Source organism: Neorhizobium sp. P12A, assembly GCF_008365395.1.
In the GTDB taxonomy this organism is placed as follows: domain Bacteria; phylum Pseudomonadota; class Alphaproteobacteria; order Rhizobiales; family Rhizobiaceae; genus Rhizobium.
This window is the reverse complement of sequence record NZ_QOVX01000016.1, coordinates 67,739-93,867: the sequence shown is the minus strand read 5'-3', so window position 1 is coordinate 93,867 and position 26,129 is coordinate 67,739. Positions and strand designations below refer to the sequence as shown.

Below are 26,129 nucleotides of genomic sequence, written 5' to 3'. Positions count from 1 at the left end.
GGCCGTGCTCGCCGGGAGAGCGCCCGCAGCCTTTTCCGGACAGAATGAAGCGGTCGGGTCTTCGCCTGCCCACAATTCCAGCACGAGGCGGAACTCCGACGTGTCCGAATGGTTTTGCTTCCGCGCTGCGCTATATGCGCCCGAAAGCTTCGAGGAATTCATGAACCCCACAGTCGCCGGTCTCCAGCAGGCCTCCACCGAAGGCCGATACCGCATCCTGGTCGATGCCATCACCGACTACGCCATCTATCTCCTTGATCCGGAGGGCTATGTCAGCAGTTGGAACCCCGGAGCGCAACGGTTCAAGGGCTACAGCGAGCAGGAGATCCTGGGTGAACATTTCTCGCGCTTCTACACTCCCGAGGACAGGGCGGCGGGAATTCCGGCGATGGCATTGGCAACGGCGGCAAGGGAAGGAAGGTTTGAAGCCGAAGGCTGGCGTGTCCGCAAGGATGGGAAACGCTTTTGGGCACACGTGATCATCGATGCGGTTCACGACCCTCGCGGACAGCTCGTCGGCTTCGCGAAGATCACACGCGACCTCTCGGAAAGGAAAGCGACCGAAGAAGTCCTGAAGCGGAACCAGGAGCAATTCCGCCTGCTGGTGCAGGGGGTGACCGACTATGCAATCTACATGCTGGACCCGGAGGGCCGCGTGTCCAGTTGGAACGCAGGCGCGCAACGAATTAAGGGCTACGCTCCCGACGAGATCATCGGCGAACATTTCTCGCGCTTCTACACGGACGAGGACAAGGAAAAGGAACTTCCACGAAATGCGCTTGAGACCGCGGCGCGGGAAGGCCGCTTCGAGAGGGAGGGCTGGCGTGTACGCAAAGACGGAACGCGCTTCTGGGCCAGCGTCATCATCGACGCCATTCACGCGGACGATGGGAACCTAATCGGCTTCGCAAAGATTACCCGGGACGTGACGGAAAAATGCAATGCACAAGAGGCGCTGGATAGGGCGCGGGAAGAGCTGTTCCAGTCACAGAAGATGGAAGCCGTCGGGCAATTGACCGGAGGCATCGCCCACGATTTCAATAATCTCCTGACGGCGATCCTCGGAAGTCTCGAAATCGCAAGGAAGAGGGTCGCCGAAATGCCCGAGGTCCTCGGGCTCATCGACAACGCCATGCAGGGCGCCCGTCGCGGCGCGTCGCTGACGCAACGGTTGCTCGCATTCTCCCGCAAGCAGGAATTGAAGCTGGAATTGGTTGACCTCCAGAACCTCGTCAAAGAGATGGCCGAGCTGTTGCAGCACTCAATCGGGCCGGCGGTCGAGATCAGCACTGTATTCCCCCTGTCGCTGCCGCTGGCCAGAACCGACCCGAACCAGCTCGGAAGCGCGTTGCTCAATCTTGTGGTGAATGCCCGAGACGCAATGCCACGCGGCGGCATGATTACCGTCTCGGCGCGCAAGCATGTACTGGATAAGGGAGACGTTCCAGATCTCCCCGCGGGGGAATACGTCTGCCTTTCCGTCAGAGACGAGGGCGAAGGCATGGATGCGGAAACGCTGGAAAAGGCGACCACACCATTCTTTACGACAAAAGGAATCGGCAAGGGGACTGGCCTTGGTCTTCCAATGGTCCAGGGCGTGATGGCGCAATCGGGCGGCAGACTGACGCTGAAGTCTGTGCGCAGTCAGGGAACGACGGCGGAACTCTGGATGCCAATAGCAGACAAGCAGAAGGTCGAGAATCCGCCCGCCGAGCAAACGTCAGTCGATCCCGTGGGACCGCTCACCGTGCTCGTGGTCGACGACGATAGCCTCGTTCAGATGAACACGGTCCTCATGCTGGAAGACCTCGGGCACGCGACAATGCAGGCGCAGTCCGGCAAGGAGGCACTGGAAGTTCTTGAGCGCGGACCGGTGCCCGACGTCCTGATTACAGACCATGCCATGCCCCACATGACAGGAGCGGATCTTGCCAGAGAGGTGGCGTCTCGTTACCCGAACGTAAGGATTGTCCTTGCGACCGGATATGCCGAGCTTCCGGATGGCGCCGAGGTGGACGCCCAGCGTCTGTCAAAGCCGTTCAACCAGCGGCAGCTAAAAGCCGCCCTTGCGACACCGGTTGCGATAAGTTGACGGCGCCGTCTTCATTGAAATCTATTGGATGTGTTCGCGGCCGGGCATAAGAACGGTTTCGGATTCCGAAATCAGCGGCGAACGGTGCGGCAGCGGGCATGGGTGGCGAACTTCATGCCAGCGCGTTACGCGAACGATCAATGGCCGGCATGATGTTCGTTGCGCTTGCGTGTTGCCGCAGCCTTCTTCGCCGATGCTGACCTATCAGCCTCGGATCGGGAGGCCGCGGCGTGACCGCCGATCTTTCCGCCTTTCTTCGATGAGGAAAGGTCTTCCGCCTTGCCGCGGCCTGATCCGGACTTCTTGCCGCCGCCGCTTTCCTTATTGACGGTTGCCCACGCGCGGCGCTCGGCCTCGCCATGGGACACGCCACGATCCTCGTAGCCTTCCTCGATATGTTCGGCCTTGCGCTTCTGCTTGTCGGTGTACGGGGATTTGTCTCCCTTTGGCATTGTCGCCTCCGTGTTCGTCGGTTTCCTTTGCTCTCGCTAAACTTCCGGGTACGGCACAGGTTCCCAACCGTCGACTTGTGCGGATTTTGCAGCTTCCTCCTGGATGGTGATTCAGGCAGTCGGGTTCAGCACTTCGAAGCTATCCAGCTGGTGGGATTTTTCGATGACGGAAATGATCCGCTCCGGGTCGTCTTCGGCAGTGCCGGTCCATTTGAGTTCGTAGGTCAGCAGCAGCACGCCTTTCTCGGAGGAGCGGCGTTTTTCCATGAAACGCGCACGGCACCCGATCGATTGAAGCGCAGCGATCAGATCGGCAACCCGTCCAGTCTTCGAGCTGATCACCATTCGCGCCTTCTGACGTCTCGGCAGTTTTTCATCGAGCCACTTGAACGGTGACAGCACCAAAAAGCCCACCACCGCGCCGACGCATCCAAGAATGATCTGGCCTCCGCCGACACAGAGGCCAATCGCGGTGACGATCCACAGCGTGGCAGCGGTCGTCACCCCCGTCACCAAGTCGCCGCGCTTCAGGATTGCGCCGCCGCCGATAAAGCCGACGCCGGTCAGAATTCCAAGCGGAAACCGCAATGTATCCATGACGGCAAAGGACTGTTCGGATTTTCCGACCGTCGCCAGAAGAAGATTCGCCTGGATCATCGCAAGACATGCAGCAAGTCCGACGAGTATCGTCGTGCGGAATCCAGCTGCGTGCCCGCCGACCTGCCGGTTCATTCCGGTGACGCCCCCGGCAAGCACCGTCAACAGAAGCCTCAGGCCGATATCCCACCAAGTTGGCACGGTTGGCATCAAATCGAACATGGATCACATCTCCTTCCGAAGCCGCGACGTCGCGCTCTACCGCGATCAGCAGATCGACGATCGCGACCATTCTGGTCGGGACCTATGTCGGCCCATGGTGAGCACGGGTGAACGCGACAGCCTCAGAGAGCTTCACCGACGACGACGCGGACGATCACTCACATCGATGAAGAAGGCACGAGACCGATCGTAGGTTTCCGGCCGTCCGGCTCGCGTGCGGGATTCAAGGCGATTATGACCTCTTCCTCGTTCCACCCGGCCCCGATCGCGGAGGAAATGATCTCCGCTTCTTTCTCGACACTTGAAGACTTTGACACTTCGTCCAGACGCCTGCGCGCCGTTTCCAGACACTGCCGAAGATCGTCTGTTCTGGCGGGATCATTGATTGCGTGGCTCGGGGATGCAACGTAGGTCATCGCGGTGTCTCCAGCGAAAATTCTTCAGGCGGTTCCGTGCTTTGGGCGCTCAAGCTGGCGCTCCAGTTCAACGCTCTCCGATGGACGATAGCCGCTTCTCAATTTGCGCCGAGCCTCCTCGATCTCCTTGTCCGACGCGGTGACAGGCGCGCTGCTGTCGTCAGGAATGCCAGGGCCGCTCTGCGCGATGCTTTCGTCCCGCGGGCGGTCGTTCGGGCCGTTTGTGATCTTGGACATCTTGCTCTCCTTTGTCGGACAACGCCGAGACCAGCATGGTGTTCCGGAGGGCGGGAAAGCGCACGGTTTTCGCCCCGGCGCGCCAAGTGTTGGAACGATGATGGCGATGGGAGGTTTAGGCTCCGAAGCCCTACCCAGGAGAGAATGATGAGCGAGGAAGAAATCCGAAAGGCAGCCTATTGGAAGTGGGAGGACGAAGTTCGTCCCGAAGGCGCCCACGAGCGCCACTGGCTGGAGGCGGAAGAGGAACATCGCAACGCTGGAGGAATGCCGCAGACTATGCCCTCGGATCACAACAGCGGCGTGTCGGCGCCATCCGGCGACGACCTGGAAACGAGAACGCATAAGCTTGCCCAGGAATATCTGTCGCTGGGCGGCAGAAGACTATCGAAGATCGATGACAACATCACCGATGTCCGGCAATGGGAGTCCGATCCTCCTTCAGCTGAGGAATTCTGGCAAAACCGGATCGAGACGCTTCCGGTAGGAGATCGCAAGCAGGTCGAAAATCTTCTTCCCAGCATCAACGCCCGCTGAGGATTGAAGGTGACCGATCCGCTCGCCCCCGTCCCGCCTGGTGTGTCCGGATGAGGCACAGCTTCGAAGTCGAGCGGAGTGCGCTTGTCCTGCCGGGAACTATGAGAGCGGTGGTCGCATTTCGACTCTCGATCGCGATCGAGAAGAGCCATGGCCGATAATCTTTCAAAATACCGTGCAAAACGTGATTTCAAGAAGACCGCCGAGCCCAGCGGCGAGGTGACAGTCAAATCTTCGAACCGCCGCCGCTTCGTCATTCAGAAGCACGACGCCACCCGCCTTCATTACGACTTGCGACTCGAACTGGACGGAGTCTTCAAATCTTGGGCGGTGACCAAAGGTCCATCACTTGACCCTCAAGACAAGCGGCTCGCGGTTGAGGTCGAAGATCACCCGCTCGACTACGGCGACTTCGAAGGCACGATCCCCAAGGGACAATATGGCGGTGGCACCGTCATGCTTTGGGACCGAGGTTATTGGGAGCCGGAAGGAAAAAAGAGCCCCGCGCAGGCTTTGGCCGAAGGCGATTTCAAATTCACTCTGGAGGGTGACCGGCTTCATGGCAGCTTCGTGCTGGTCCGCATGCGCGAACGCGAGGGCGAAAAACGTACCAACTGGCTCCTGATCAAGCATCATGACGATTTCTCCGTGGACGAGGACGGTGCGGCGGTCCTGGAGGAGAACGACACATCCGTCGCATCCGGCAGAACGATGGAAGCCATCGCGGCAGGAAAAGGGAAGAAGCCAAAGCCCTTCATGACCGCAGGCGGCGTCGTCGAAGCGGACGCTGTATGGGATAACAGTGAGGGGCTGGCGGCCGATGAGCGGAAAGCAGGGACCAAGGCGATGGTCAAACACAAGCCAGGCGAAAAGGCCGAAGCTTCTGCCATGCCGGATTTCATCGCTCCGCAGCTTTGCGAAACGCTGGATCGACCGCCTTCCACCACGGGGTGGGTCCACGAAATCAAGTTCGACGGCTACCGCATTCAGATGCGCGTTGAGGATGGCAAGGTAACTCTGAAGACCCGCAAGGGTCTTGACTGGACGAACAAGTATTCTGCGATCGCTCGATCGGGGTCGAGCCTTCCCGACGCCATTATCGATGGTGAGATCTGTGCCCTCGACGAGAATGGCGCCCCGGATTTCGCGGCTCTGCAGGCAGCACTCTCCGAAGGCAAAACCGATGATCTCGTCTATTTCGCCTTCGACCTGATGTGTGACGGCAGTAACGACCTAAGGCAGTTGCCGCTGTCCGAGCGAAAGGAGCGTCTTTCGGCTTTGTTGTCGGAAGCTGCTGGCGACGATCCGCGTTTGCGCTTCGTTGAACACTTTGAAACGGGCGGAGATGCTGTCCTGCGGTCTGCCTGCAAGCTTTCGTTGGAGGGGATCGTCTCCAAGAAAGCTGATGCCGCCTACGAGTCCGGTCGGACGAAAATCTGGGCAAAATCAAAATGCCGGGCAGGGCATGAGGTCGTCATTGGCGCCTACGCCACCACAAACGGCAAGTTCCGGTCGTTGCTGGTGGGTGTCAATCGTGGCGAGCATTTCGTGTATGTCGGCCGGGTCGGGACCGGATATGGCGCGAGCGTCGTCGATAAACTGCTGCCACGCTTGAAAGAGATTGAGCGGCCGAAATCTCCATTCACCGGCATTGACGCTCCCAAGAAGAACCCGGACATCGTTTGGGTGAAGCCTGAACTGGTCGCAGAAATCGAGTTTGCCGGATGGACTGCCGACGGCCAGGTCAGGCAGGCGGCGTTCAAGGGACTTCGCGAAGACAAGCCTGCGGAGGAGGTCGAAGCCGAAAAGCCAGCCGCCCCCGCCGAAGCGAATGTCCCTGATCCCGAGCCAACGCGCGCGAAACCGTCGAGGCTGCGCAAGGGCGCAAAAGTCGACGTGATGGGTGTCCTGATTTCGAGTCCCGACAAAGAGCTATGGCCGGACGCCCTTGGCGGTGAGCCGGTCACGAAAGTCGACCTGGCGCACTATTACGAGGCCGTGGGTTCTTGGCTCATCAATCATATCAAGGGGCGGCCCTGTTCGATTATCCGGACCCCTGACGGTATCGGTGGCGAGCAATTCTTCCAGCGTCACGCGATGCAAGGGACATCCAATCTGATCGAGCAGGTCAAGGTGTCCGGTGACAAGCAGCCCTATCTGCAGATCGATCGGGTTGAAGGATTGGCGGCGATCGCCCAGATCGGCGGTACCGAACTTCACCCGTGGAACTGCGAACCAAACCAACCGGAGGTTCCTGGGCGGTTGGTATTCGACCTGGACCCTGGACCGGATGTCGATTTCGCGGCGGTGATCGAGGGCGCACGCGAAATCCGGGACCGCCTGGAGGAGCTCGGTCTTGTCAGTTTTTGCAAAACCACAGGCGGCAAGGGGCTCCATGTGGTGACGCCGCTGCTGGTGCCGAAAGGTAAAAAGCTGACATGGGATGAAGGAAAAAGTTTCGCGCATGATGTCTGCGTAGAGATGGCACGCGATAATCCCGACCTGTATCTTACCAAGATGTCCAAGGCTGAGCGCAATGGGCGCATCTTTCTGGACTACCTGCGGAATGACCGAACGTCGACAGCGGTAGCGCCGTTGTCGCCTCGTGCGAGACCCGGAGCGACGGTCTCGATGCCGCTCAACTGGACACAGGTCAAAGCAGGACTCGATCCGAAACGGTTCACGATTCCGACCGTACCGGCCTTGCTCAAACAAAGCACGGCATGGGAGGACTACTGCGACGGCCAGCGGTCACTTGAGCAAGCGATCAAGCGTTTAAACAAGGGCAAGACGCGAGCAGCCCGCGGATAGGAGCTTTGACAGGACTGTTATTGCTGTAAAAATGGCCATGCAATCCATAGTCGGTTTATTTTGCAGTAGCTACGCTGCAGAGTTTGATGTGCCGCGAGGCGGGCGACGACTCCAGGTTGAGGTCGGTACTGCGGAATTGGCAGCGTTAGGAATTTTCCCTCCAGGACTCTCCGCGATATTGTTGAACTTCCGTGTGTCTTTAAAAGTATTGAACAAGATCTCAAGATTGTCCCGCACCGAGAAGTCGACCGTACCCGCCTCCGACGTTCCGTTGCGGTGGCATATCGCGATGACCGCAACGTTTGCTTCCTCAGGAATTCAAGAATCATGTCCTTTCGTGTGATCTTCGCCCATTGCCTCGTCCCTCGCTTGCGAAAAGCGAGAGCATAGGGCAAAGCATTGCACGAAATGAGAGGCTACTGTCGCGATTGTCCGGCGAGACTTGCGAGGCATCCGCTGATGAACGCCGCAAGAGGCGGCACTCGAACTGTCAGGTTTCGGAGGTCGTCGCCGTCATCGTTCAATCATCTTGCCAGTCGAGCAATGAAGTAGCCGATATAGCCCGCTGCCACCACCATCATTATGTCTCGCTCTATGGACGGACCTGAGCGTGGGGTCGTGGACCTCACGGCTTCTCGCACAGCGCTTGCTGCCTCGCTCGCGTCTGCGGCCCGACCAGCATCGCGAGCGCAGGAATCCGTAGATCTTTCATCATCAGTGGCTGCACTGGATGTCTGGTCATCGACCGCGCCTAGATCATAATCCAGTGGGCCGACTCCGTTTAGGATGTCTTTGTCATCTAATGAGTCCTTGGGCATTGCGTTCTCCTTCGCTGCAGGGAGAACTCCATACCGCTGCCTCGGTTCCCGGACGAGCAAACGAGCTTGTCTTAGTCCACAGCCGCTCGATTTCGGACCTGTTGGCGGCGGCCACATCCTCCCGGCTATAGGGAAGACCTTCGAAAGCAGGCGGCCATTGAACGGGTTTCGCTCAGCCGACCTCGGTTGCAGGCAAGGGCGATTTCGACATGGCAGTTCATCAGGCGAATAGCAGCGAGAGCGCTACCCGAAGGTCTTTGATATCGCAATCATTCTGATGGGAAACTGTGTCGGTCCATGGTCTGCCCCGGTAAATGCTCCCACTTCAGCATGCCTTTACCGAACACAAAATCGCCTGCTACGACTGTCACATCGATGACGTGGGCGCGAGACCGATCGCAGGTTTTATACGATCCTGCTCGTGTTCGGCAACCATGATGCTCTCCTTTCGAACACAACTCCCTGGTCGTGGTGGTGTTCCAGGTGGAGGAAATGCGAGGCAATTCCTGCGAACAGGCACATTTCTCGCAGTCGCGCATCGAGGCCGTTATCGACACAGCGATTGGATCGGTGGCACCGCAAGAATGCTGGCGCATGAAAATTTGCGCCTCTGGACAGCGAGCCGTGCGCGCAAAGACTCTCGGACAGTGCCGATGGTACCCCCAGGTGCGATTTCCAACTGGGGGCCGATCAATTGTTCGGGATACCTGCCCGAAGCCACCTGCGTTGGTGCTGAGCTAGAGTGGCTGGCACTTTCGAGAGCGAGCGGGCTCGGCCCTGACTTAGCAGCCGAGCGACGGAACAACTCGTTTCCTGACCGGTTAGCTTGGCGACCGTCGAATCGAGAGAGATCTCGAAACAGACTTGGAGATTCCGTCCGAGATGATCAGACATAGGATGGCCATCCCTACATGGTCAGGTCAGGGCAGTTGTCCATTTCCCTTCTAAGTCGGGAAGCGAACGTTGACGGGTCCCATTTGTCCGTCAGAGCGAGAGCAACAGCCGCTTGTAGCGCGAACCTGCCACGCTCGTCGTGAATGTCGTGATTGTGCTCGTCGCACCATTGCCGGATGGTATTGGTGACGATTTCGATTTGCTCATCTTGCGAGCTGAGAAGGGTCAGCAAAGACATCACGGTGCTCCTACTTGGACTGGACCACGATAAATCTCCGACGGTCACTGCTGAGGTTTACGCCTACCGACATTTGCGAGCTTATGATTGCCTATAAGAAATGCAAGTGCATTTAAAAATGACAGCTAACAGCCTTGACCCCTCTGGCCTCGCTGAGCGCCCCGTCGAGATTGGCTTCCACAAACCGGCGCTTGGTCCGGTAAATCGTCGATCCACTGACGTTCAAGGTTGCCGCGATCACCTCGTCGCTGAAGCCTTCGTCCGCTGCGACCAGGATCTGGGCGCGCTTGATCTTGCGCGACCTGTGGCACCCTGCGCTCAACAAAGCGGCCAGTTGGTCACGTTCCGGTTGGCTAAGCTCTATGTGAAACTTTATATTCATCGACACCTCCTTCAGCGTGGAGACGCAGATGAATCCCAAAATGAGTCCCTCACTTGACCCGCAAGCTGCAACGGCAAGACCGAACCTTACGCAGATCCAAGGCCAGTACCTGGCCTTCATCTACGCCTACAGCCGCATCTTCAAACAGCCTCCGGCCGAAGCCGAAATGCGTCGCCACTTCGGCGTTACGGCTCCGTCTGTTCACCAGATGGTGCTCACCCTCGAGAAGGCGGGCTTTATATCCCGCGTGCCAGGCGCCGCACGCAGCATCCAACTTCTCATCCCGCCAGAAGCCCTGCCCATTCTACGATAACACAAACCGTCATAATCTCTGTGGCGAGGTACTAGGCTACGCGGTCAAGCTTCTCAGCGATGCTGTGTGCAGCGCCGCCGATGAAACTCACGACGCGACGCTGCAGCTTCTCACGGATCGGTTTTCGGTCCAGGTGGAAGTGCTCACAGCCGAGAGGTTCCTAAGGCGTCCATAGCTGCATCACTCCGTCGCCGGCGTTGACGATCAACGGCGGCCTCCTAGCTAATTAAGGATGGAGGAGCGATGAACAAACCGCCTGATTTCCGAGCAATGTCCGAAGCCGTGCAGAACTGGTATCACTACTACGGAGTGCCACCGGACGAGCAGTCCTCACAGTTTCTCTGCACCGCGGTGATGAACCTCTACAACGAAGGTTATCGGAGCGTCGACGACCTCGCGACCGCCCTGATCGGCACCTACATCGGCATTTCGTCCACGAAGGTAAACGCTCCCACGTCCTCGGCCATTCACTAATGCGGGTAGGCTCCCATGAGCGACAATACTGTCTCGAAGTTCTTCTCCGAGTTCGCCGGCGCCGTAGCCGACCGGTCAGGCACGCCCGTCACCTTCGTGCTTGCCGTCGCCCTGGTCGTCGTCTGGGCCCCGTCCGGGCCGTTCTTCGGCTATTCCGAGAACTAGCAGCTTTTCATCAACACCAGCACCAGGATCATCACCTTCCTGATGGTCTTCGTGCTGCAGAACTCGCAGAATCGAGATGGCAAGGCACTACAGGCGAAGCTTGACAAACTGATCCTGACGTCGCAGGCACAGAACAAGTTCGTCCGCATAGAAAAGCTCGAGGAGGCCCAGTTAAGGGAGATGAGCAGGACGCTGGCGGAAAAGGGCGAACTCGTCGAAGACGTCACGGACGACAAGGCGAAAGCGCGCGAGACCGGTTAGGCCTCTTCTGTTCGATTCTCGATGATCGCCTCAAGTTCCTTCCGGGATTGAACCGGAAACCATCTCCGGCGACCACGCTTCATCCCTTTCTTGACAGTGCCTTGAGCGTCACAACGCACTTCGTCTCCGACTCCCTGTCGATGCTCGCGAAGTCTTCGCCATACTTCTGGCTGGACCCATGTGATTTCCGTCGCCGAACGGCCAAGATTATCACGGTGCCTGCGGGCAGGGTTCTCGGCAATATGTCTCCCGGCTCCCATGAAATTTATCTAAAGTTGTAGAGTGCTTTCGGGTCGGCTTTGGACCGCGGGCTGTAGGGCAAAACGAACGGCAACGGATTGCGTAGATGCTACGATCACAATCCGAGGTGTCTTTCCGACCAAGGTCCTACCTATGGAACCCGCCCCAAACTTGTCCGTTATCTGGCCACGGTCAGAGGACCGGTTTAGATGGAGGATCAAATGCTTCGCAAGATAATTGTAGGTGCGGCGGTGTCTGCAGCCCTGATGTCTGGTTCGGCTTTCGCCCAGTCTTCGACAGTCAAAGGTGCTGCCGGCGGGGCTGTCACAGGGGCAATCGTCGGAGGGCCGGTTGGAGCTGCCGTGGGCGGCGTTGCTGGTGCAGCTATTGGCACGGCCATCGATCCGCCGCCGCAGAAGGTGGTGACCTATGTTCGGGAAGCTCCGGCGCCTTCGGCCCGGGTCGTCGTCAGGGAAAAGGTCGTGGTCGGCCAGCCCCTCCCTGAAACCGTTGTCGTGAAGCCCATTCCCGATGATCCGACTTATGCCTACGCCGTTGTCAACGACGAGCGGGTGATCGTCGAGCCGTCGTCTAGGAAGGTGATCCAGGTCATTAAGTAAGCATATGGGAGGCGCGGCACTTGCCGCGCCTGCTTCTCGCGCCCAACGCAGGATATCAACATGAAGGCAATCGCAACAGTGGCATTTGGTATGGCGAGTTCCGTCGGCGCGTGCATCACTGCTGCTTCGCTCGCGTCATTTGTCATGGCGGATCCACGGTCGAGCGAATCCGCTAGCCTGTCCGCCCCTGACTTATGGACGACGTCCCCGGTTCGCGTCGAACCCAGCAGCCAGCACTACCAGCGGTTACCCGCCGCCTATTCAACCTATGTCACTCAAGCGCCGACAGCCGAACATCGCCAAGAAGGCCCATTGCAAGAGAGGACCGAGGCTGCCCGGCCGGTCATGTCGACGGCGCACCTCGATTGGTGCGCTGCTCGTTACCGTTCTTTTGATCCCGCTACCAACAGCTACTGCTCCTACAGCGGCGAGACACGTAGCTGCACGTCTCCATATGCCGCCGCGCAAATCGGCCAGGAAGGCTCCGTTGCTCAGCTCGCCAATCGCGGTCACGAAATATCCGCGCTTAGTCGTGCCGATGCTGCCTGGTGCGCTGCACGGTATGCATCCTATAGGCAAGACGACAATAGTTATCGGCGTTACGATGGTCCGCGTCGCAGATGCGTCCCTCCTTCACATGCAGACATGGCGTCGGCGCGAAACGATACTCACCGGTTTTAGACCGTCACGCAAAGTCGGGGTCTATGATCCCGTGATTATTCTCTAACGGCGTTCCAAAGCGGCGCCCTTGACGCAACCAATGTTTCGTCATTCAAAAGCGGTTCGAGCGCCCATGCGACGAGACGTTTAGAATTAGGAAAAATCCAATGGCGGGACTGCTTCAACTGTCGTCGAATGTATGGCGGGCGGAGCGGGCTGACGAATTTGCGATCGTAATTGACGCAGACGATTATTTCGCCGCGGCCCGGGCGGCCATGCGATCAGCCCGAAAGTCGATTTTCCTCGTGGGTTGGGATTTCGATGCATCGATCACCCTCGGCCGCCCGAGCGAAGATTATGAGGGGCCTGCACACGTTGGGGATTATCTTCTTTGGCTAACCGAGGAAAGCCCGGACCTGGAAATACGGCTTCTCCTTTGGAATCCCGGTTTTCTGTCGAACTGGGCGAAACTCTCAAACCTTCCTTATCTTTTGCGGTGGAAGCTCCACGGCCGGATAACCGTTCTTCTGGATGGAAATCATCCCGTCGGCAGTTCGCACCATCAAAAGATCCTTGTCATTGACGATGCGATCGCTTTCTGTGGCGGTATCGACGTCACCGCAGGGCGCTGGGATACACGCAAACACGTGGATGATGATCCGCTCCGCAGGCGTCCGAATGGCGCCTCTTACGGACCTTGGCATGACGCTTCGAGCTTTTGTGCGGGACCGGCTGCAAAAGCGCTCGGCGACCTCTGCCGCTCAAGATGGCGATCCGCGGGCGGCCAGCAATTGGCACCGGTCGATTTTCCACATGAGCCGCCATCCCTCAAGGGCGCCGTCTCGTTTGGATCTGTGACCCTCGGCATTTCCCGTACAAGTCCTGCCTATGGAGATCAGGCGGGCGTTGCGGAGATAGAACGGCTTTATGTCGATATGATCATGTCGGCCGAGCGGGTCATATATGCGGAGAGCCAATATTTCGCGTCCCGTGTTATCGCTCAGGCTCTCGCCAGACGCCTTGAGGAAAAAGACGGTCCGGAAGTCATTCTCATCAACCCTGTTCAAGCAGATAACTGGCTTGGCCAACTTGCCATGGACACGGCTAGGGCACGACTGAGGGAAGCGCTGAGCCTCCATGATCCTCACGGGCGATTCCGGATCTATCACCCAGTGACCGCGAACGGCGTACCGATCTACGTCCATTCGAAGTTGATGATCGTCGACGATAAAGTCATCCGTGTCGGCTCCTCGAACTTCAACAATCGATCCATGCGTTTCGATAACGAGTGCGACGTTGCCTTCGAAGCCGGACAAGACGATCACCTTTCAGGCAAACTCGTTCAATTGCGCGATAACCTGCTTGCCGAACACCTCGGCGTCGATCCAGATGAAGTCACACAGACTGTTGCTCGGACGGCATCAGTCATTGGGGCTATCGAAGTATTAAGGGAGGTTCGAACGGCGGGTCATCCGGGGAGCGGATCGACCCTCGTCCCCTATCACACCCCGGAAATATCGGATATGGAGCAATGGCTGGCGGACAACGAGATCCTCGACCCGGAAGGCCCCGAGGCTGTGATCGAGCCAATGGAACGGCGTGGGCTATTCCGCGGACACCTGATGGCACCGTTAAAGAGGAGTCGCAGTCAGTCTTAGACGGAAACCCAGGGAGATTGAACCCTGAGCGCCCGCTCAAGTAAGGGGCCACTCGTTCTTTCATTCCAGCAGCGCTATCCTAAGGTGCATGTCGACCTGGTCACCGGGGGACGGCTCGTCGATATCGTCGCGGCCGGTTCGACCTGGGCCTGAGGCCGGCCGATCTGGTCCCGAACGACATGATAGACGTGTTTATGGCCTGAAGCGCAGCAATGCAGTCATCGCGTCGCTAAAGTTCCTGCGCGCCCCTTGCAGGAGAAACCGGCAATGTTAGTCCTGGCAGAGTCAGTTCTTCAGCTTTAACGAGCGGGTCAAAAACCGTTCTGCCGATTCCGATGAAGCCGCCCCTTTGTTCCGAGATGATGTCGCCCCTTGATTCCGGGCTGATCTCGCCCCCTGTTTAGTGGGGTCTGCAGGCAGTGATTGTTGTCAGTTCATTTGGGCGGGGTGTCAAGCTTTTCGGGGTAGGTTTCGACGTAGGCTATCGCCGCTGAGTTCGATGCGGTGGGCATTGTGAACGAGGCGATCCAGTATGGCATCTGCGTACGTCGGGTCACCTATGACACCATGCCAGGCCGATACGGGAAGCTGGCTGGTAATGATCGTAGAGCGACGGCCGTAGCGATCTTCCAGGATCTCGAGGAGGTCGTGCCGCGCCTGTTCGTTGAGCGGTTCGAGGCCCCAATCATCGAGGATCAGGACCTGAACATGACCCAGTGTGCGTTGCAGCCGGGCATACCTGCCGTCGCCACGAGCGAGCGCAAGCTGGGCAAACAGTCTTGGGACGCGCTGATAGAGAACGGAACGATCGTCGCGGCAAGCCTTGTGACCGAGAGCGCAGGCTAACCAGCTTTTTCCGACACCCGAGGGTCCGCAAATGGCCAGATTGTCATGAGCGTTGATCCAGTCGCCGCCAAGCAGCTTCATGAAGAGCGCGCGATCAAGGCCACGCTCGCTGCGATAATCGACATCTTCGGGGGTCGCCTGGTGGCGCAACTTGGCGAACCGGAGGCGTGCGGCAAGCTTGCGATCGTAGCGGGAACTCCATTCCCGTTCGAGCAGCAGTCCGAGCCACTCGGCGTGCGAGAGATGTTCGGCTTCGCCGTTGGTAACGAGCTCCCCAAAGGCCTTCGCCATGCCGGCCAGGCCCATGGAATTGAGTTTGTCGAGTGTTGGATGAGCAAGCATTCTTCGTTCTCCTTAGTGGTAATAGCGAGGTCCGCGGATGTTTTCGTGATGGATCGGCTCATGCGAAGCCGGTCCATTGGTGGAGGCAGCTCGATCGAGATGATTGTCGAGGATGGAGCGCACGGAACCGTAGGTACGGGCTCCGATCTCCAGCGCGCGGCTGCAAGCAGCGTTCACTCTGTCGCGGCCAAAGCCTTTGTTCAGACGTATAATTCCCATGCAGGCTCGAAAGCCCTGCTCCGGGTGCGGCCGGTCGGCGAGGATCTTCTCGCATAGCAACGCAACCTCCGGCCCGATGGAAGAAGCCTCGCGTTGAATGCGTTCGATCGTCCAGTCGGCAAAGCGGCGGTGGGCCGAGGGCATGTGATCTGGGATCGTCGTGTGCTTACCGTTACCGCTGGAGCGGCGATGAGCGGCTAACCGACGCATTGATGGCAAAGATCGTCGCAGCGCGCGCCGAATTCCATGAACATATCCCCGCCGATCTCAATGCTGTCATAGAGCGCTACGATCCCGAACGCTTCATCGCATCGGCAACATTGATGGATAACGTGCTTTTCGGAAGGATCGCTCATCAGCAGGCGGATGCGCCGGAGCGCATTCATTCCATCATGCGCGATCTGTTCGATCGGCTTGGGCTGCAGGATAGCGTATTGTCCATCGGCCTTGACTTCGATGTCGGCTCGGGCGGCAAGCGGCTGACGATCGTCCAACGGCAAAAGCTCAATCTTGCCCGCGCCTTGCTGAAGCGCGCGGACTACATGGTTTTCAATCGTCCACTGCTTGGGCTCGATCACCGCTTTCAGGACCAGATCGTGCGCAACGTTCTGAACGATCTGCACGGGGACGACTACAAGCCGGCGATCATCTGGGTTCTCTCCAATCCGACCTTGGCGGAACTCTTCGAGCGCGTTCTCGTTTTCGATCATGGGGCCCTGGTCGAAAGCGGCACAAGCAACGATCTTTTAGAGAAGAACGGTATGTTCAAAGAACTGTTATCGCAAAAATCCAAGGCGGCTTAGCCGAGGTTTGAACGTCTATGCTTCTGGAAAATGAAATCGTAACCTGGCGCCGTCGTCGTCGCGGATTCGGACGAGGGGACATTGCAGCTGGCGCGGAGGAACTCGGGCGCCGCGCGCTTGCTGACGAGGTCGGTCCGTTCGCGATCCCCGCGGCCTTCTCCGAGATTGGATTCGCGAACGCAGGCTTGTGCCAGTCCTCACGAATTACCAAGCGGTTGGCAACGATGTTTTTGCATATCCGGAAGCCGGCCAAAGCCTACTACGGACTTAGAACTTGTAACCAACCATAAGACCGGCGCGGGTCATGCCGCCATTCGGGCCGTCGCAAAGATTGGCGTGCGAGGAGTGGGCAACCTGCGCCATCAGGCTCCAATGGCTGTCGAAATTATAGCCGGCGCCGACATATTCGTGGAAGAGCAAGTGACAGCCGAGCTTCGGACCATCGTTTTCGTCCGTCAGGTTGCCGTTATGGACGACGCCGCCAAAGCCAGCTTCGGTAAAGAAGCCGTTGGGATTCGTCAGCGTCCAGGTCAGACCACCATAGAGCTGCTGCGCTGCCGTGCTGGTCGTGCCGATCGATGTGCCGATATGGATGCGCGGATGAAGGAGCTGGCCCTTCCAGTCGTCGGCCGGATTGTAGCCAAACGGATTGAACAGCAGCATCAAATCGGGCATCACGCCGTCTTCGCGATCGTGACCATCCTCGATCGAACCGCTCAAGCCAAAGCGCAATTCATCAAAAATCTTTGCAGCGGTGGGAAGCGCGGGGGCTGCGGGAGGGGCCGAAGCAGGCTGAAGATCGGCACCGGACGCTGGCTGCCAGGCAATAGCGACCGAACTCAAAAGCACAAAAGCGGACAATGCGTTTCTCGAAAAACGTTGAATGAGATCGACGTGCAGGCTCATGCAAGAATCCTCAAGAAACCCCCGACTCGCGGGCAGGCTACGCAATTCCTACCATCGCCAACGAGATGTTAAAGAGAGTTCGCATTTCGAAGAGGTATTTGAAAACTCTGATGTAAAACCGCAACAGCAGCCGTTGCGCTAGCAAAATCAGCCATAGCTATCGTAGCTTGCGGAGCCGTCATCGAGTTATCGCAGATGGCGGTATGGCCTAGCTGAGCCAGCCAAGCGCTTTTGACATCTCGACAAGGACCCAAGCGAGCCCGAGAACCCAAACGATAGCGAGAGCGAGCATGAGAACTATATCAAGAATGGTTTTGATCATGCGTCTAGTTTTGTTTTGCGGAAATCGATCGACGAAGCGACCCGGTCGCTGGACTATAGGGACGATGACCGCAACTGCGCCAGACTGGTTGAGAAATTCACCGTCATCCCCGCTTCGGAAGGTAATATGCAGGCGGTGACCGGACTATTGGAGGTCTCCGTCTGGTGCCGCTACAGCAGCCCCGGAACCTTAGTGGTGGAAGCGATTAAGCTTTGACGTGCCTTAACGAAATCATGGACGAGTCCATCGATTTCGGTGGCCACTTGAGCCGGTTCGTAAGCTATTGGAGTTGCCTAAGGCGCTGGTCAGACGGAAACCAACCCGGCCTGACCAGAATAGGCGGGATTTCAGATACCATCCAAGTTGCGTAGGCGGCGTTGCCTGCGCAAACTCGCCGCGGAGAATCGAAACGGTGCCCGCGTTGGCCGGCTCGACGGAAACCAGATCAGCCGAATAAATGGTCCTCCATTTGCTGCGCCTACGTCTCTGCCGCCTAATGTACGGCGGGTGGAGCGGGCTGACAAATTTGCGATCATAATTGATGCACACGATTATTTCGCCGCTGCCGGTGCGGCAACGCGATCGGCCCGAAAGTCGATTTTTCGACCCACGGAAATCTTTAAGATCGTCCTGCGTCTTGTCTAGTGCAGTTTCGGCCAGTAAGGGTGCGAAAATGCGGAATCGCTGTAGTGATTGCGGTTGGCTACCGTCTAGCAAACGACGCGTTTAAGGGAAGTGCATGTGATCGACATCGATGCTTCTTCGACACTGCTGGCCGCAGTCGCCAATCCCCATCGCCTGACGATAGTTCTCCTTCTCTGTGAACGAGAACTTTGCGTCACCGACATTTACGAGGCGATAGGCCTTGATCAGTCGGCCGTATCCCAGCATCTGAGGAGGTTAAGGGACGCGGGCGTTGTCAAAACGCGCAAACACATGCAGCTTGTTTTCTACAGATGCGAGAATGTCGCCGTAAAAAGTTTGATTGATACGTTAAAAGAACTGTTCCCCTCCCTAGAACCTCCTCGGCTGCGGAACGAGGCAAACATTGAACTGCGTGCAACAGTTCATGGCATCAGTGCGGTCAGATCCTGATCCATTCAGCTTAGGGGTTCGCGAAAGAATGGACTACGTCCCAAGCCGGGCCCCGGCCGCGGACGGTGGGATCGAACGCAAATCCGAGGGCTGGACCTGAAAAATTCGTCATCATGATTTGTCGCAGCTCCGTAACGAACGACAACGCTCTGGATAGGCATTTGGTTCGTCCGGGCGACAATTGCGTCCACGGCGCTACCGGCCACCCGCAGAATCAGGAAACGATCATACCAGCGGTAGAACGTCAGCCTGGAATGCCGAGCTTATCGAGGGTCTGCTTGGTTGACTTATCCGACTGTTCGACCAGCCGGATGATCTCAAGTTTCTCGGTGACAGAGTATCCCATTCGTCGATCTTGAACGTGCTGCTAGACCATTTGCATGCTGCGGCGGAGCGGCCGAAGGGTCGCCCCCGGCAGATTGGTCATATCGTGGCCGCTAAAGCGGACGGTGCCGCCTGTTGGCTCTTCAGACGCAGAAGCGCCAGTTCAAGAGCAGACAGCTGCAATCAGAGGTTGCGCTCCTTTAGGTCCCATCTGCACTTTTGGCGAGCGCGACGGTTTGGCCGCGTCCGAAGCAGACGTGAGCCGGGGTGAGATTGTCGAGGCTTTGGTGGTATCGGCGATGAGTGGTGTTCGACAAAGGCTGCGATCTGGGGTGGGGGGCTCCCAAATTTGCCGGAAGATATCGAATGGGAGCGACAGCTTAAATCAAAGCGCAAACCGAGCCGGAAACTCAACAGGGCGACCCGTCCCATCGCTGTAAAGTGATCCATCTGGTGATGCCGCACAGCCTCCACTCCTCGGATACTAACGGCTCGGCTAATGGAGGACGGCCTCCCTGCTTTTTTTCGCAAGAACGCGCTCCACCGTACCGATCAAGCGGCCCGCGCGGCCTAGGACGACGACGCCGTAATCGGAGACGGCGAGGTCATTTGCCATTCGGTCGACTGCACGGGAAAGATCGGCGATTGCATCCGCAAGGTCCGCCAGCCCAAGACGGGATGCCGTCGCCGCCAGGCGTCGGAGGCAGTCGGCGTATCGGGAGGCGAGGGCAAGCCTATCGCTCACAAGATCTTGTTCTACGGCCTGAGGGGTGCGGGAATTTAGGTCGCCCTTCATGACAGTGCGCCTCCAGGGCGCCGAGAACCAATGCGGTCGAGCGCCTTGAGAGCCTCCACGGTGTCGCGATAGCGGACTGACGTCGGCAGTTGAGCGGGATGCCTAAATTCCGGCGCGGATTCGACCGAATAACGATCCGACGCGCACGAGGCCAGGATGGAACGCTTTCCCTGCGCGTCCAGAAGCTGGCATTCGAGAATGTCTTCAGGACGAGTGAAATTTCGGCGCAGGATTTCCCACGCAGTCATTATGTCGACCGGGATCGGGCTCGACTTGCCGTTGCCGTTCGTGTTCATGTTAATCTCCCAAAAATCTCCAGGGGCGGATGAAAATCTCCAGGTAGGGAAGCCGACGCCTGTCTCGGCGCTGGAATTCCCGCTTTTGTCGGCCCAGCTACCGTGCCGACCCACATAATTTATTTTCGGCGACAAAGGGGTTCAATATCCCGCCAAGGAAAATTTGGCACTCCCAGCACACGAGTGCCAAACTGAGTATTGAAGCCGGGTGGGGCGATACCTAGTTCCTTGATGACGGCGCAGTGCCGTGCGGCTTCAGGGAAAGGAGAGCTAGTCGCAAATGCATTTCGTAAATGATATCAGTGGTCTTAGCATCGAAGAACGCGAAGAGGTCTTCCTCGATATAGCCAGGAACCTCGACAGGACTGCGATGGAGGCTCTCTTCGAGGGCAACGTGAAGTTCGCCCAGTTTTTCAAGAATGTGGCGGAAGCGATGTTCGTCAAGGCCGATGAGTTCGCCCGTGAGGATGTGCAGGCGGCACATCATGTCCTGGGTCAGGCCACAAATCTGCTTCGACAGTTCGAGGACAGCCATCCCCACCGGTGGCGGAGCATCGCAATTCATTAGCAGTCTACTGGGGCCTAGGTGGTCGGGCAGTTAACTGCAACAAGTCACGGTAGACGGACCCTCGCGGCAGGGCGGTGAATACGTCCTGCACGACCAACGGACTCTACGGTCATCACTTTTGCTCGAATGTTGCTTCGATCAGCATGGCCCCAAAGTATTTTCGATCTTCGGCGCTGAGCGTCGGTGGTGCATCCAGCTCAAAGTATTCATGTCTGTCCATACTCGCCTGGACGAAGGCGGAGGCATTCCTGGCGGTGTCAAAAGTGTGGACGCCATTTGAATTCGTAACGATCCAGTTCGTTCTCATCTTCCTACCCTTGCGGTTGAGCCGTGCCAGCGCCGAAGCATGTCGAGATGGGTCTAGCTGCATCCACGTCAAAAGCACGCGGAGCGCGCCAATAGTAGATAATTTTGGTTCCCGGATGAAGTGCGGATGGGGCCGCAAGTTTCAAAAAGAAACCCGCCGGAGCGGGGCGGGCGAAAATTATAGTCACACGCGTTTTACCCTAAACAGGCCCGCTCAATTCACTCAAGAGGGCAAGCGGGTCGGATGATCCGGGTGGTCGGGGCGAGTGCTGGCAGGAACGAGGCTATCAATGAGGTCGATGGCCCGCTCCAAGCACACGTTTGGTCCCTCGACCACGGTCGACTGAGGCTGCCGCTCCTTGAAGTCGATGACGGCGTTGCTGCCGGGCGGCGTGATAACAGCGTAGTTGTCAGTGGGGCTGTAGATCGCGATCCTGTAACCGCGATGATGGTGCACCTGGCTTGGCACTCGCAGTCCTCTCAGTTAGAGCGACGTTGTCCGTCTGGGAACCGTTCCAGCATCCCACCCAAAGGTCGTGGTCGCGCGGCGAGAACATCCGCCTCCCGGATCAAAACTCTGCCGTCGACATCGTCGCCTCGCCTGATCGCGGTCGCCGCCAGCTCCCTGTAGAAGGGAGCATAGCGCATAAGACGGCGGAGCGATTTCTGGGGTGGGTTCGCAGTCGCCATCATCGCCTCGCATGTGACGATCACCTGCCAGACGGAGCATCCGTCGGTCACCGCCATCTGCCCGTTTTCAAAGTACAGGAACGGTGCTGGTTCACAGAGTTCAAATTCGCGTTCCTCGTCCATCATCCGGCCTTCTTGCTCTTGAGTTCGTCGGCGACCGATTTTCGCAGCGCGTCCATGATGTTCACAACATTTGAGGCGGGCGCGGCCGCTTCCTTCTTTCCCTTCGTGGTCTTCCTGGGCTTTAGCGCCGCCTTCTTCTCGTCTATCAGCTTTAAAAGGCTAGTCTGGATTGGATCGGTGACCATCTCCGGCGACCACCGCGCAGACTTTTTCTTCATCAGCTGCTGCACGAGCGGGACCAATTCCGGGTCCGCCTTCTCCTCGATATCCTCGAAGTAGCTCTCCTCTGGACGCACTTCGTCGCCGAAGCGAAGAGTCCAGAGGACGATTCCTTCGCCCCGAGGTTCCAGGATGACGGCACGCTCGCGGCGACCGATGACGAGCTTCGACACCCCCACGACCTTGTCCGCCTTCATGGCGTCACGGATGACGGCGAAAGCCTCGTTGCCGACAGCGTCGTCGGGCATGAGATAGTGCGGCTTCTCAGATAGACCCATTCGATGCTGTCGGCGGAGACGAACTTGTCGATGTCGATCGTCCTGACCGTGTCGAGCGCCACCCGATCGAGATCGTCGTCGGTCAGGATGACGTAGTCGTTCTCTCCACGAGCGTAGCCCTTTGCCTCGTTCTCGTCCTTGACGGGCTTTCCGGTGACCGAATCGACGTACTGCGAGACGACACGATTGCCCGTCTCCTTGTTGAGCGTGTGGAAACGAACCTTCTCGCTCTCCGACGTCGCCGGGGTCATGGCCACAGGGCAGGTGACCAGCGACAGCTTCAGGTAGCCTTTCCAGTAAGGGCGCGGTGCCATTGGTCAGCCTCCTCAGCTTGCTCTGCGTTGCGGGGCGGCGTTCGCGGCGGATTTCGATGCAGCCCCGCGAGAGGCACGTTGCCTGCCTTCGCCCTTGTTGGCGTTGGCGGCTGTGCGCCTCGGTGTTTTTGCGGACTTGCCCGCCAGTCCGGCACTTTCGCGGAGTGCGGCCAGGAGATCGTTCGGCTTCGAAACCTCGACCTTCTTCGGCTTCGGCAAAGCCTTACCCTCAATCTTGGCTTTCACGAGGTTGGCGAGGGCGGCTTCGTAGCGGTCGTCGAACGACGCCGGATCAAACTCGCCCTTCTTCGTGCCTATGATGTGCTTGGCGAGGTCGAGCATCTCGCCCTCGATATTGATCTTCGGCATATCCTCGAACGCCTTCTTCGAGGACCGGACCTCGTAGTCGTAGTTCAGCGTGGTGGCGACCAAGCTCTTGCCGTGCGGCCGTATGAGCACCGTCCGCATCCGGCGGAAAAGGACCGTCCGGGCGATGGCCGCGACCTTGGACCGCGATTACATAAGACCGTGGGCTTCTCGCGGCGCGGTCAAAAAGAGAGGCGGGAGTCTCTCCAGCGGCGCTGCTATTGGTCAGCTTGCAGGCGTTTGGCCGTGCGGGTCCAGCCCAGCATGGAATCGTGGATTGCCACCCCCGCATTCCCGGCATCGAAGTGAAGAGCCGCGAATATCCAGTCCGCAGGCATTACACCGGATAGGTTTTGCGATCGGAGGATCGAGATCAAATCCTCCCCCGTATCGAGGCCAATGAGCGCTGGATGTCCATGTCGCTCAAGTGTCCAAAGGTACCTAACGGTCATCGAGTTCTCTTGACATTATCGAAGCAGACAGCAGTTCCCGCAGCACTCAGTTGGATGCTATTCGGCAGCCTGCCGGGCTGGACACTCCTCCGGAAATTCGATGCGCGACAAACAGGTCGAAATCGCCGATCATGTAGTGCTGATCCGATCCGATCGCCACTACCGTCCAATATTCCGGATCTTTGCCGAATACCGTCGAGACCTGAACGACCGTCGTGTTTCCATTGGAATGCTTGCCGGATCGCGCAAAATAGAATGCACCGGGAACCCAATTCGTCATTACGCTCACTCCCACCAAGGCCGCGGAATGTATCAGAAATCTCCAATATGACCATCCTTCATGTTTCGAGGTGGCGCCCGTGCGTGGATTGCGACACGTCAGACGATGAAGGCCGCCATCAGATCGGAGACGGCCTTCTATAGGTTATTGAAGTTTCCGGTTACGCGTCAGGCGGCGATGCGCCGCGCGGCCTTGTCAGCCGCCTTGCGATCCGACCCGTACTTCTCGATTATTTCCTTTGCGTCCTCGATGGAAATCCGATGCTTCTTCGCGAGGACAACCGCTTCATACGGCTTCTCGGACGCGGAAGCGCCATTGGTATCTGACATATTTTTGCTCCTGTGGAGGTTCTGGCCGCTAGAGGCCGTAGGCGAGGGTGCCGCCTCACATAATTTATATAAGAATAAGCTGATCCGCTTGCCAGCCTGGCATGAATCGGCAGACGATTGTGGCCGGATTTCGCGCTCTCCGAGGATCGTCTCAATGCTTTTAGCTGTCCCCCTAGAACGGTGCTGGCTTTGTTTTTCGAGTGACCGTCCCATCGTTGCAGCGAGCAACACCGGAGCGACGCCATCAGCGCCATCGTACCGAAACATGCGGGCCACGCACGCCACCGCGAGAAGAGAAGCGTCCGCCGCGCGAGGCGCGACGAGACCGTCTGGCGATGGCCGCGCTTATGTTCTCGATCGCGTTGGCCGTTCTCGCAACGGCCAGACTGATCGACAAAGCAACTGGCGCTGCCCTTGTCGCTTTCAGCTTCGGTATAACTGGTGAACACGGGCCGACATTGGCCCTGCTGCTCGGCGCCGTCTTTGCAGCGGTGGGATGCGTGGCAAGCGCGAGTCGGCTGCTGACACGGTGACCGCGATTTAACTGGCGGATGACAAGGCTGGTGGTCGGACCAAACACAGCAAGCCAAGGTGAGGGGAGGTGCGAATTGCCGATCCATTCAGTCTGCCGCTGCGTCGCCCTCCCTTGACTATTCTGGCCGATGCGGGCCTCGTCCTGGAACCAGATTTCTATTCGCTTGCCTTTAGCGGCCCCGGCGGCGATTTCTCCCACTGCGGCGGGAAAGTTTTTTTAAATTCCTCAATCGCATTCGGGTCCTGCGCATGATGCTTCGGTCGGGCAGTGAGTTTGCGATAGCCCAGGGCATTCAATTCGCGCCCAAGCGTCTGGCGGCTGATGGAGATACGATGCTCCTGCCAAAGCCATTGCGCCAGATCGACCAGCCGCCAGCGCACGACGCCATCGAGATAGGGAACGGGACCGTTCTCAACCGCCTCGACCAGCGCCTTGCGCTGCTGATCATTCAACAAGGGCTCACGTCCCTTCGCCTTTCCCGTTTTCAAGCCGTCTGGACCATGCAGATTGAAACGCTCGACCCAGTCACGGACGATCTGCAAACCGACCCCGCCCATCGATGCTGCCTGGCTGCGCGAACCACCTTCGTAAATGACCGACAAGGCCAACAATCGGCGCGACCAATCCGCGTCACGGCTCTGCCTTGCCAGCCGACGCAGATCATCAGCCGTATAATCTCCACGAATGGTCAGCGCTGTTCCCATGGCGAAATCTCCTTTCGCCATGTTGAATCATGATTTGCCGGAAAATGGAATCGCGTGAGTCGCCCTCATCAAGCTTCGGTATTAGGTAGCAACTGCCACCAGGCACGAGACTTACCGTTTCATGAGTTTTTGATATCGACCTCTTCCTAGATTAACCCTGCCCAGCGCATCGATATCAGGACGCAGTCGATCATTTTTCTCCCATTGACATTTAGGGCCGCCGCGACCTTGAAAATGATGCTCAATTGGGCTACATAGGTGTACGTGGAATTTAAAGAAGGAGTCGTCAAATGGCTGCAAATGCATATGTGCGAGCCCGCATTGATCCTTCGGTGAAAGAGGGTGCCACCTTGGTGCTTGATAGTCTGGGTCTAACGCCCTCGGATATTATACGTATGGTAATGACTCGAATTGACCGTGATAAGGCTCTCCCGCTGGAATTGACCCGCCCCAACGCGAGAACAATCGCTGCGATGGAAGAGGCGAGAGCCATCAAGGCTGGCCACGGCAAGGTATTCGATACCGCCGACGAACTGTTCAATTCACTTGAGGGCCGTAAGGTTGCCAAGTAATGACAAACGGTCGAAGCCCGCTTCAACAAAACGGGCTTCGCTTCCACGGATTTTTAGCTACTCGAAGCAGTTTCTGAAAGACTGGAAGCGGCTGTCACGGTCCGGACGGTACGACATGGGAGCATTAAAAACCTCTATGCTTCTTTTGATGGCGAATGATGCTCCGCTCCCGCCGGAATACAAAGATCACGAACTCAACGGCAAATGGGACGATCACCGGGAGTGCCATGTTGGAGGGGATTTTCTTCTTATTTATACCCTTGAGGAAAAGAAAAACCTGATCGTATTCGTAGCGACTGGCACGCACGCCGAACTCTTTGAATGAGCTTGGAGAAGCGACATAGGCATTTTTCAAGC

29 protein-coding genes and 8 pseudogenes are annotated in these 26,129 nt (G+C 57.8%); 17 read left to right on the top strand and 20 right to left on the bottom strand.

Annotated features, from left to right (window positions below; genetic code table 11):
• Positions 1–160 precede the first annotated feature (160 nt).
• Positions 161–2,092 (top strand): PAS domain-containing sensor histidine kinase, encoded by a 1,932-nt coding sequence (locus DTW90_RS28760; protein ID WP_149342795.1) that lies wholly within the window; start codon positions 161–163, stop codon positions 2,090–2,092.
• Between the two features lie 137 nt (positions 2,093–2,229).
• Here the strand turns inward: DTW90_RS28760 and DTW90_RS28755 are convergent, their stop codons facing one another.
• The 4 genes from DTW90_RS28755 to DTW90_RS28740 form a co-directional block, all read right to left on the bottom strand.
• Positions 2,230–2,544, bottom strand: a complete 315-nt coding sequence (locus tag DTW90_RS28755; protein WP_149342793.1) for a plasmid stabilization protein — start codon at positions 2,542–2,544, stop codon at positions 2,230–2,232.
• Between the two features lie 111 nt (positions 2,545–2,655).
• On the bottom strand, positions 2,656–3,363 hold the full coding sequence (locus DTW90_RS28750; protein WP_149342791.1) for an MgtC/SapB family protein: 708 nt from the start codon (positions 3,361–3,363) through the stop codon (positions 2,656–2,658).
• Positions 3,364–3,521: 158 nt separating this feature from the next.
• Positions 3,522–3,779, bottom strand: a complete 258-nt coding sequence (locus tag DTW90_RS28745) for a hypothetical protein (protein ID WP_132522649.1) — start codon at positions 3,777–3,779, stop codon at positions 3,522–3,524.
• A gap of 24 nt (positions 3,780–3,803) precedes the next feature.
• A complete protein-coding gene (locus tag DTW90_RS28740) occupies positions 3,804–4,016 on the bottom strand; it encodes a hypothetical protein (protein WP_132522647.1) in 213 nt (70 codons plus the stop codon).
• A 147-nt stretch (positions 4,017–4,163) separates the two neighbouring features.
• On the opposite strand from DTW90_RS28740, the gene DTW90_RS28735 reads away from it, so the two are divergent.
• Positions 4,164–4,553 (top strand): DUF2934 domain-containing protein, encoded by a 390-nt coding sequence (locus DTW90_RS28735; protein WP_149342789.1) that lies wholly within the window; start codon positions 4,164–4,166, stop codon positions 4,551–4,553.
• A gap of 150 nt (positions 4,554–4,703) precedes the next feature.
• Positions 4,704–7,364 carry a DNA ligase D gene (gene ligD / locus DTW90_RS28730; RefSeq protein ID WP_149342787.1) on the top strand — a complete coding sequence of 887 codons (2,661 nt, stop codon included), beginning with the start codon at positions 4,704–4,706 and terminating at the stop codon, positions 7,362–7,364.
• A 1,725-nt stretch (positions 7,365–9,089) separates the two neighbouring features.
• Here the strand turns inward: ligD and DTW90_RS28720 are convergent.
• Positions 9,090–9,314: a hypothetical protein gene (locus DTW90_RS28720; RefSeq protein WP_149342785.1), complete on the bottom strand. Its 225-nt coding sequence runs from the start codon at positions 9,312–9,314 to the stop codon at positions 9,090–9,092.
• Positions 9,315–9,426: 112 nt separating this feature from the next.
• Positions 9,427–9,696, bottom strand: coding sequence for a helix-turn-helix domain-containing protein (locus DTW90_RS28715; protein WP_246665091.1), 270 nt, complete (start codon positions 9,694–9,696; stop codon positions 9,427–9,429).
• 28 nt (positions 9,697–9,724) lie between these two features.
• Between DTW90_RS28715 and DTW90_RS28710 the strand changes: the two genes are divergently transcribed.
• The 8 genes and pseudogenes from DTW90_RS28710 to DTW90_RS37800 form a co-directional block, all read left to right on the top strand.
• Positions 9,725–10,009 (top strand): MarR family transcriptional regulator, encoded by a 285-nt coding sequence (locus DTW90_RS28710; RefSeq protein ID WP_246665090.1) that lies wholly within the window; start codon positions 9,725–9,727, stop codon positions 10,007–10,009.
• A 22-nt stretch (positions 10,010–10,031) separates the two neighbouring features.
• Positions 10,032–10,184: pseudogene (locus tag DTW90_RS37805) on the top strand (cysteine hydrolase); the annotation flags it as partial.
• 68 nt (positions 10,185–10,252) lie between these two features.
• Positions 10,253–10,483 (top strand): hypothetical protein, encoded by a 231-nt coding sequence (locus DTW90_RS28705; RefSeq protein ID WP_132528622.1) that lies wholly within the window; start codon positions 10,253–10,255, stop codon positions 10,481–10,483.
• 15 nt (positions 10,484–10,498) lie between these two features.
• A pseudogene (locus DTW90_RS28700) lies at positions 10,499–10,909 on the top strand (low affinity iron permease family protein).
• Between the two features lie 461 nt (positions 10,910–11,370).
• A complete protein-coding gene (locus tag DTW90_RS28695) occupies positions 11,371–11,769 on the top strand; it encodes a DUF1236 domain-containing protein (protein ID WP_132528623.1) in 399 nt (132 codons plus the stop codon).
• A 60-nt stretch (positions 11,770–11,829) separates the two neighbouring features.
• A complete protein-coding gene (locus tag DTW90_RS28690) occupies positions 11,830–12,450 on the top strand; it encodes a BA14K family protein (protein ID WP_132528624.1) in 621 nt (206 codons plus the stop codon).
• A 146-nt stretch (positions 12,451–12,596) separates the two neighbouring features.
• Complete coding sequence (locus DTW90_RS28685; RefSeq protein WP_149342783.1) at positions 12,597–14,087, top strand: phospholipase D-like domain-containing protein; 1,491 nt, start codon at positions 12,597–12,599, stop codon at positions 14,085–14,087.
• A gap of 48 nt (positions 14,088–14,135) precedes the next feature.
• Positions 14,136–14,331, top strand: a pseudogene (locus tag DTW90_RS37800) (LysR family transcriptional regulator); the annotation flags it as partial.
• A gap of 206 nt (positions 14,332–14,537) precedes the next feature.
• Here the strand turns inward: DTW90_RS37800 and istB are convergent.
• Together istB and DTW90_RS28670 are read right to left on the bottom strand one after the other, a co-directional pair.
• On the bottom strand, positions 14,538–15,275 hold the full coding sequence (gene istB, locus DTW90_RS28675) for an IS21-like element helper ATPase IstB (protein WP_104825865.1): 738 nt from the start codon (positions 15,273–15,275) through the stop codon (positions 14,538–14,540).
• Between the two features lie 12 nt (positions 15,276–15,287).
• Positions 15,288–15,698: pseudogene (locus tag DTW90_RS28670) on the bottom strand (IS21 family transposase); the annotation flags it as partial.
• Here DTW90_RS28670 and DTW90_RS28665 point away from each other — a divergent pair.
• Positions 15,692–16,297: pseudogene (locus DTW90_RS28665) on the top strand (ABC transporter ATP-binding protein); the annotation flags it as partial. The pseudogenes DTW90_RS28670 and DTW90_RS28665 sit on opposite strands and share 7 nt — an antisense overlap.
• A gap of 267 nt (positions 16,298–16,564) precedes the next feature.
• Here DTW90_RS28665 and DTW90_RS28660 read toward each other — a convergent pair.
• The gene (locus tag DTW90_RS28660; RefSeq protein ID WP_149342781.1) at positions 16,565–17,203 is read right to left on the bottom strand and encodes an acyloxyacyl hydrolase; all 639 of its coding nucleotides are present in this window, start codon (positions 17,201–17,203) and stop codon (positions 16,565–16,567) included.
• Between the two features lie 1,063 nt (positions 17,204–18,266).
• On the opposite strand from DTW90_RS28660, the gene DTW90_RS28655 reads away from it, so the two are divergent.
• On the top strand, positions 18,267–18,620 hold the full coding sequence (locus DTW90_RS28655) for a metalloregulator ArsR/SmtB family transcription factor (RefSeq protein WP_165928049.1): 354 nt from the start codon (positions 18,267–18,269) through the stop codon (positions 18,618–18,620).
• 218 nt (positions 18,621–18,838) lie between these two features.
• Here DTW90_RS28655 and DTW90_RS37305 read toward each other — a convergent pair.
• The 3 genes and pseudogenes from DTW90_RS37305 to DTW90_RS28645 all read right to left on the bottom strand — a co-directional run.
• Positions 18,839–18,951 (bottom strand): annotated as a pseudogene (locus DTW90_RS37305) (helix-turn-helix domain-containing protein); the annotation flags it as partial.
• A gap of 489 nt (positions 18,952–19,440) precedes the next feature.
• Positions 19,441–19,689 carry a hypothetical protein gene (locus DTW90_RS28650; protein WP_149342779.1) on the bottom strand — a complete coding sequence of 83 codons (249 nt, stop codon included), beginning with the start codon at positions 19,687–19,689 and terminating at the stop codon, positions 19,441–19,443.
• A gap of 47 nt (positions 19,690–19,736) precedes the next feature.
• On the bottom strand, positions 19,737–20,036 hold the full coding sequence (locus DTW90_RS28645; protein ID WP_132528630.1) for a hypothetical protein: 300 nt from the start codon (positions 20,034–20,036) through the stop codon (positions 19,737–19,739).
• Positions 20,037–20,316: 280 nt separating this feature from the next.
• Between DTW90_RS28645 and DTW90_RS28640 the strand changes: the two genes are divergently transcribed.
• A complete protein-coding gene (locus tag DTW90_RS28640; protein WP_132528631.1) occupies positions 20,317–20,604 on the top strand; it encodes a hypothetical protein in 288 nt (95 codons plus the stop codon).
• A 112-nt stretch (positions 20,605–20,716) separates the two neighbouring features.
• Here the strand turns inward: DTW90_RS28640 and DTW90_RS28635 are convergent, their stop codons facing one another.
• The 7 genes and pseudogenes from DTW90_RS28635 to DTW90_RS37300 form a co-directional block, all read right to left on the bottom strand.
• On the bottom strand, positions 20,717–20,911 hold the full coding sequence (locus tag DTW90_RS28635) for a hypothetical protein (RefSeq protein ID WP_132528689.1): 195 nt from the start codon (positions 20,909–20,911) through the stop codon (positions 20,717–20,719).
• 222 nt (positions 20,912–21,133) lie between these two features.
• Positions 21,134–21,379, bottom strand: coding sequence for a hypothetical protein (locus DTW90_RS28630; protein ID WP_149342778.1), 246 nt, complete (start codon positions 21,377–21,379; stop codon positions 21,134–21,136).
• An 11-nt stretch (positions 21,380–21,390) separates the two neighbouring features.
• Positions 21,391–21,726 carry a hypothetical protein gene (locus DTW90_RS28625; RefSeq protein ID WP_149342776.1) on the bottom strand — a complete coding sequence of 112 codons (336 nt, stop codon included), beginning with the start codon at positions 21,724–21,726 and terminating at the stop codon, positions 21,391–21,393.
• Positions 21,723–22,534 (bottom strand): annotated as a pseudogene (locus DTW90_RS28620) (Ku protein). Before DTW90_RS28620 ends, DTW90_RS28625 begins: the two are co-directional and overlap by 4 nt.
• A gap of 12 nt (positions 22,535–22,546) precedes the next feature.
• Positions 22,547–23,047: pseudogene (locus tag DTW90_RS28615) on the bottom strand (Ku protein); the annotation flags it as partial.
• Between the two features lie 351 nt (positions 23,048–23,398).
• Entirely contained in the window at positions 23,399–23,632 is a 234-nt protein-coding gene (locus tag DTW90_RS28610; protein ID WP_348633773.1) for a hypothetical protein, read from the bottom strand.
• Between the two features lie 167 nt (positions 23,633–23,799).
• Positions 23,800–23,961: a hypothetical protein gene (locus DTW90_RS37300; RefSeq protein ID WP_165928053.1), complete on the bottom strand. Its 162-nt coding sequence runs from the start codon at positions 23,959–23,961 to the stop codon at positions 23,800–23,802.
• Between the two features lie 335 nt (positions 23,962–24,296).
• Here DTW90_RS37300 and DTW90_RS28605 point away from each other — a divergent pair, with 335 nt between their 5' ends.
• The gene (locus tag DTW90_RS28605; RefSeq protein WP_207910671.1) at positions 24,297–24,494 is read left to right on the top strand and encodes a hypothetical protein; all 198 of its coding nucleotides are present in this window, start codon (positions 24,297–24,299) and stop codon (positions 24,492–24,494) included.
• Positions 24,495–24,651: 157 nt separating this feature from the next.
• On the opposite strand, the gene DTW90_RS28600 is transcribed toward DTW90_RS28605, so the two are convergent.
• Positions 24,652–25,200 carry a winged helix-turn-helix domain-containing protein gene (locus tag DTW90_RS28600; RefSeq protein WP_188080091.1) on the bottom strand — a complete coding sequence of 183 codons (549 nt, stop codon included), beginning with the start codon at positions 25,198–25,200 and terminating at the stop codon, positions 24,652–24,654.
• A 290-nt stretch (positions 25,201–25,490) separates the two neighbouring features.
• On the opposite strand from DTW90_RS28600, the gene DTW90_RS28595 reads away from it, so the two are divergent.
• Together DTW90_RS28595 and DTW90_RS28590 are read left to right on the top strand one after the other, a co-directional pair.
• The gene (locus tag DTW90_RS28595; protein ID WP_132528693.1) at positions 25,491–25,772 is read left to right on the top strand and encodes a type II toxin-antitoxin system RelB/DinJ family antitoxin; all 282 of its coding nucleotides are present in this window, start codon (positions 25,491–25,493) and stop codon (positions 25,770–25,772) included.
• Positions 25,747–26,097: a type II toxin-antitoxin system YafQ family toxin gene (locus DTW90_RS28590; protein WP_348642667.1), complete on the top strand. Its 351-nt coding sequence runs from the start codon at positions 25,747–25,749 to the stop codon at positions 26,095–26,097. Before DTW90_RS28595 ends, DTW90_RS28590 begins: the two co-directional genes overlap by 26 nt.
• The last annotated feature ends 32 nt before the right edge of the window (positions 26,098–26,129 follow it).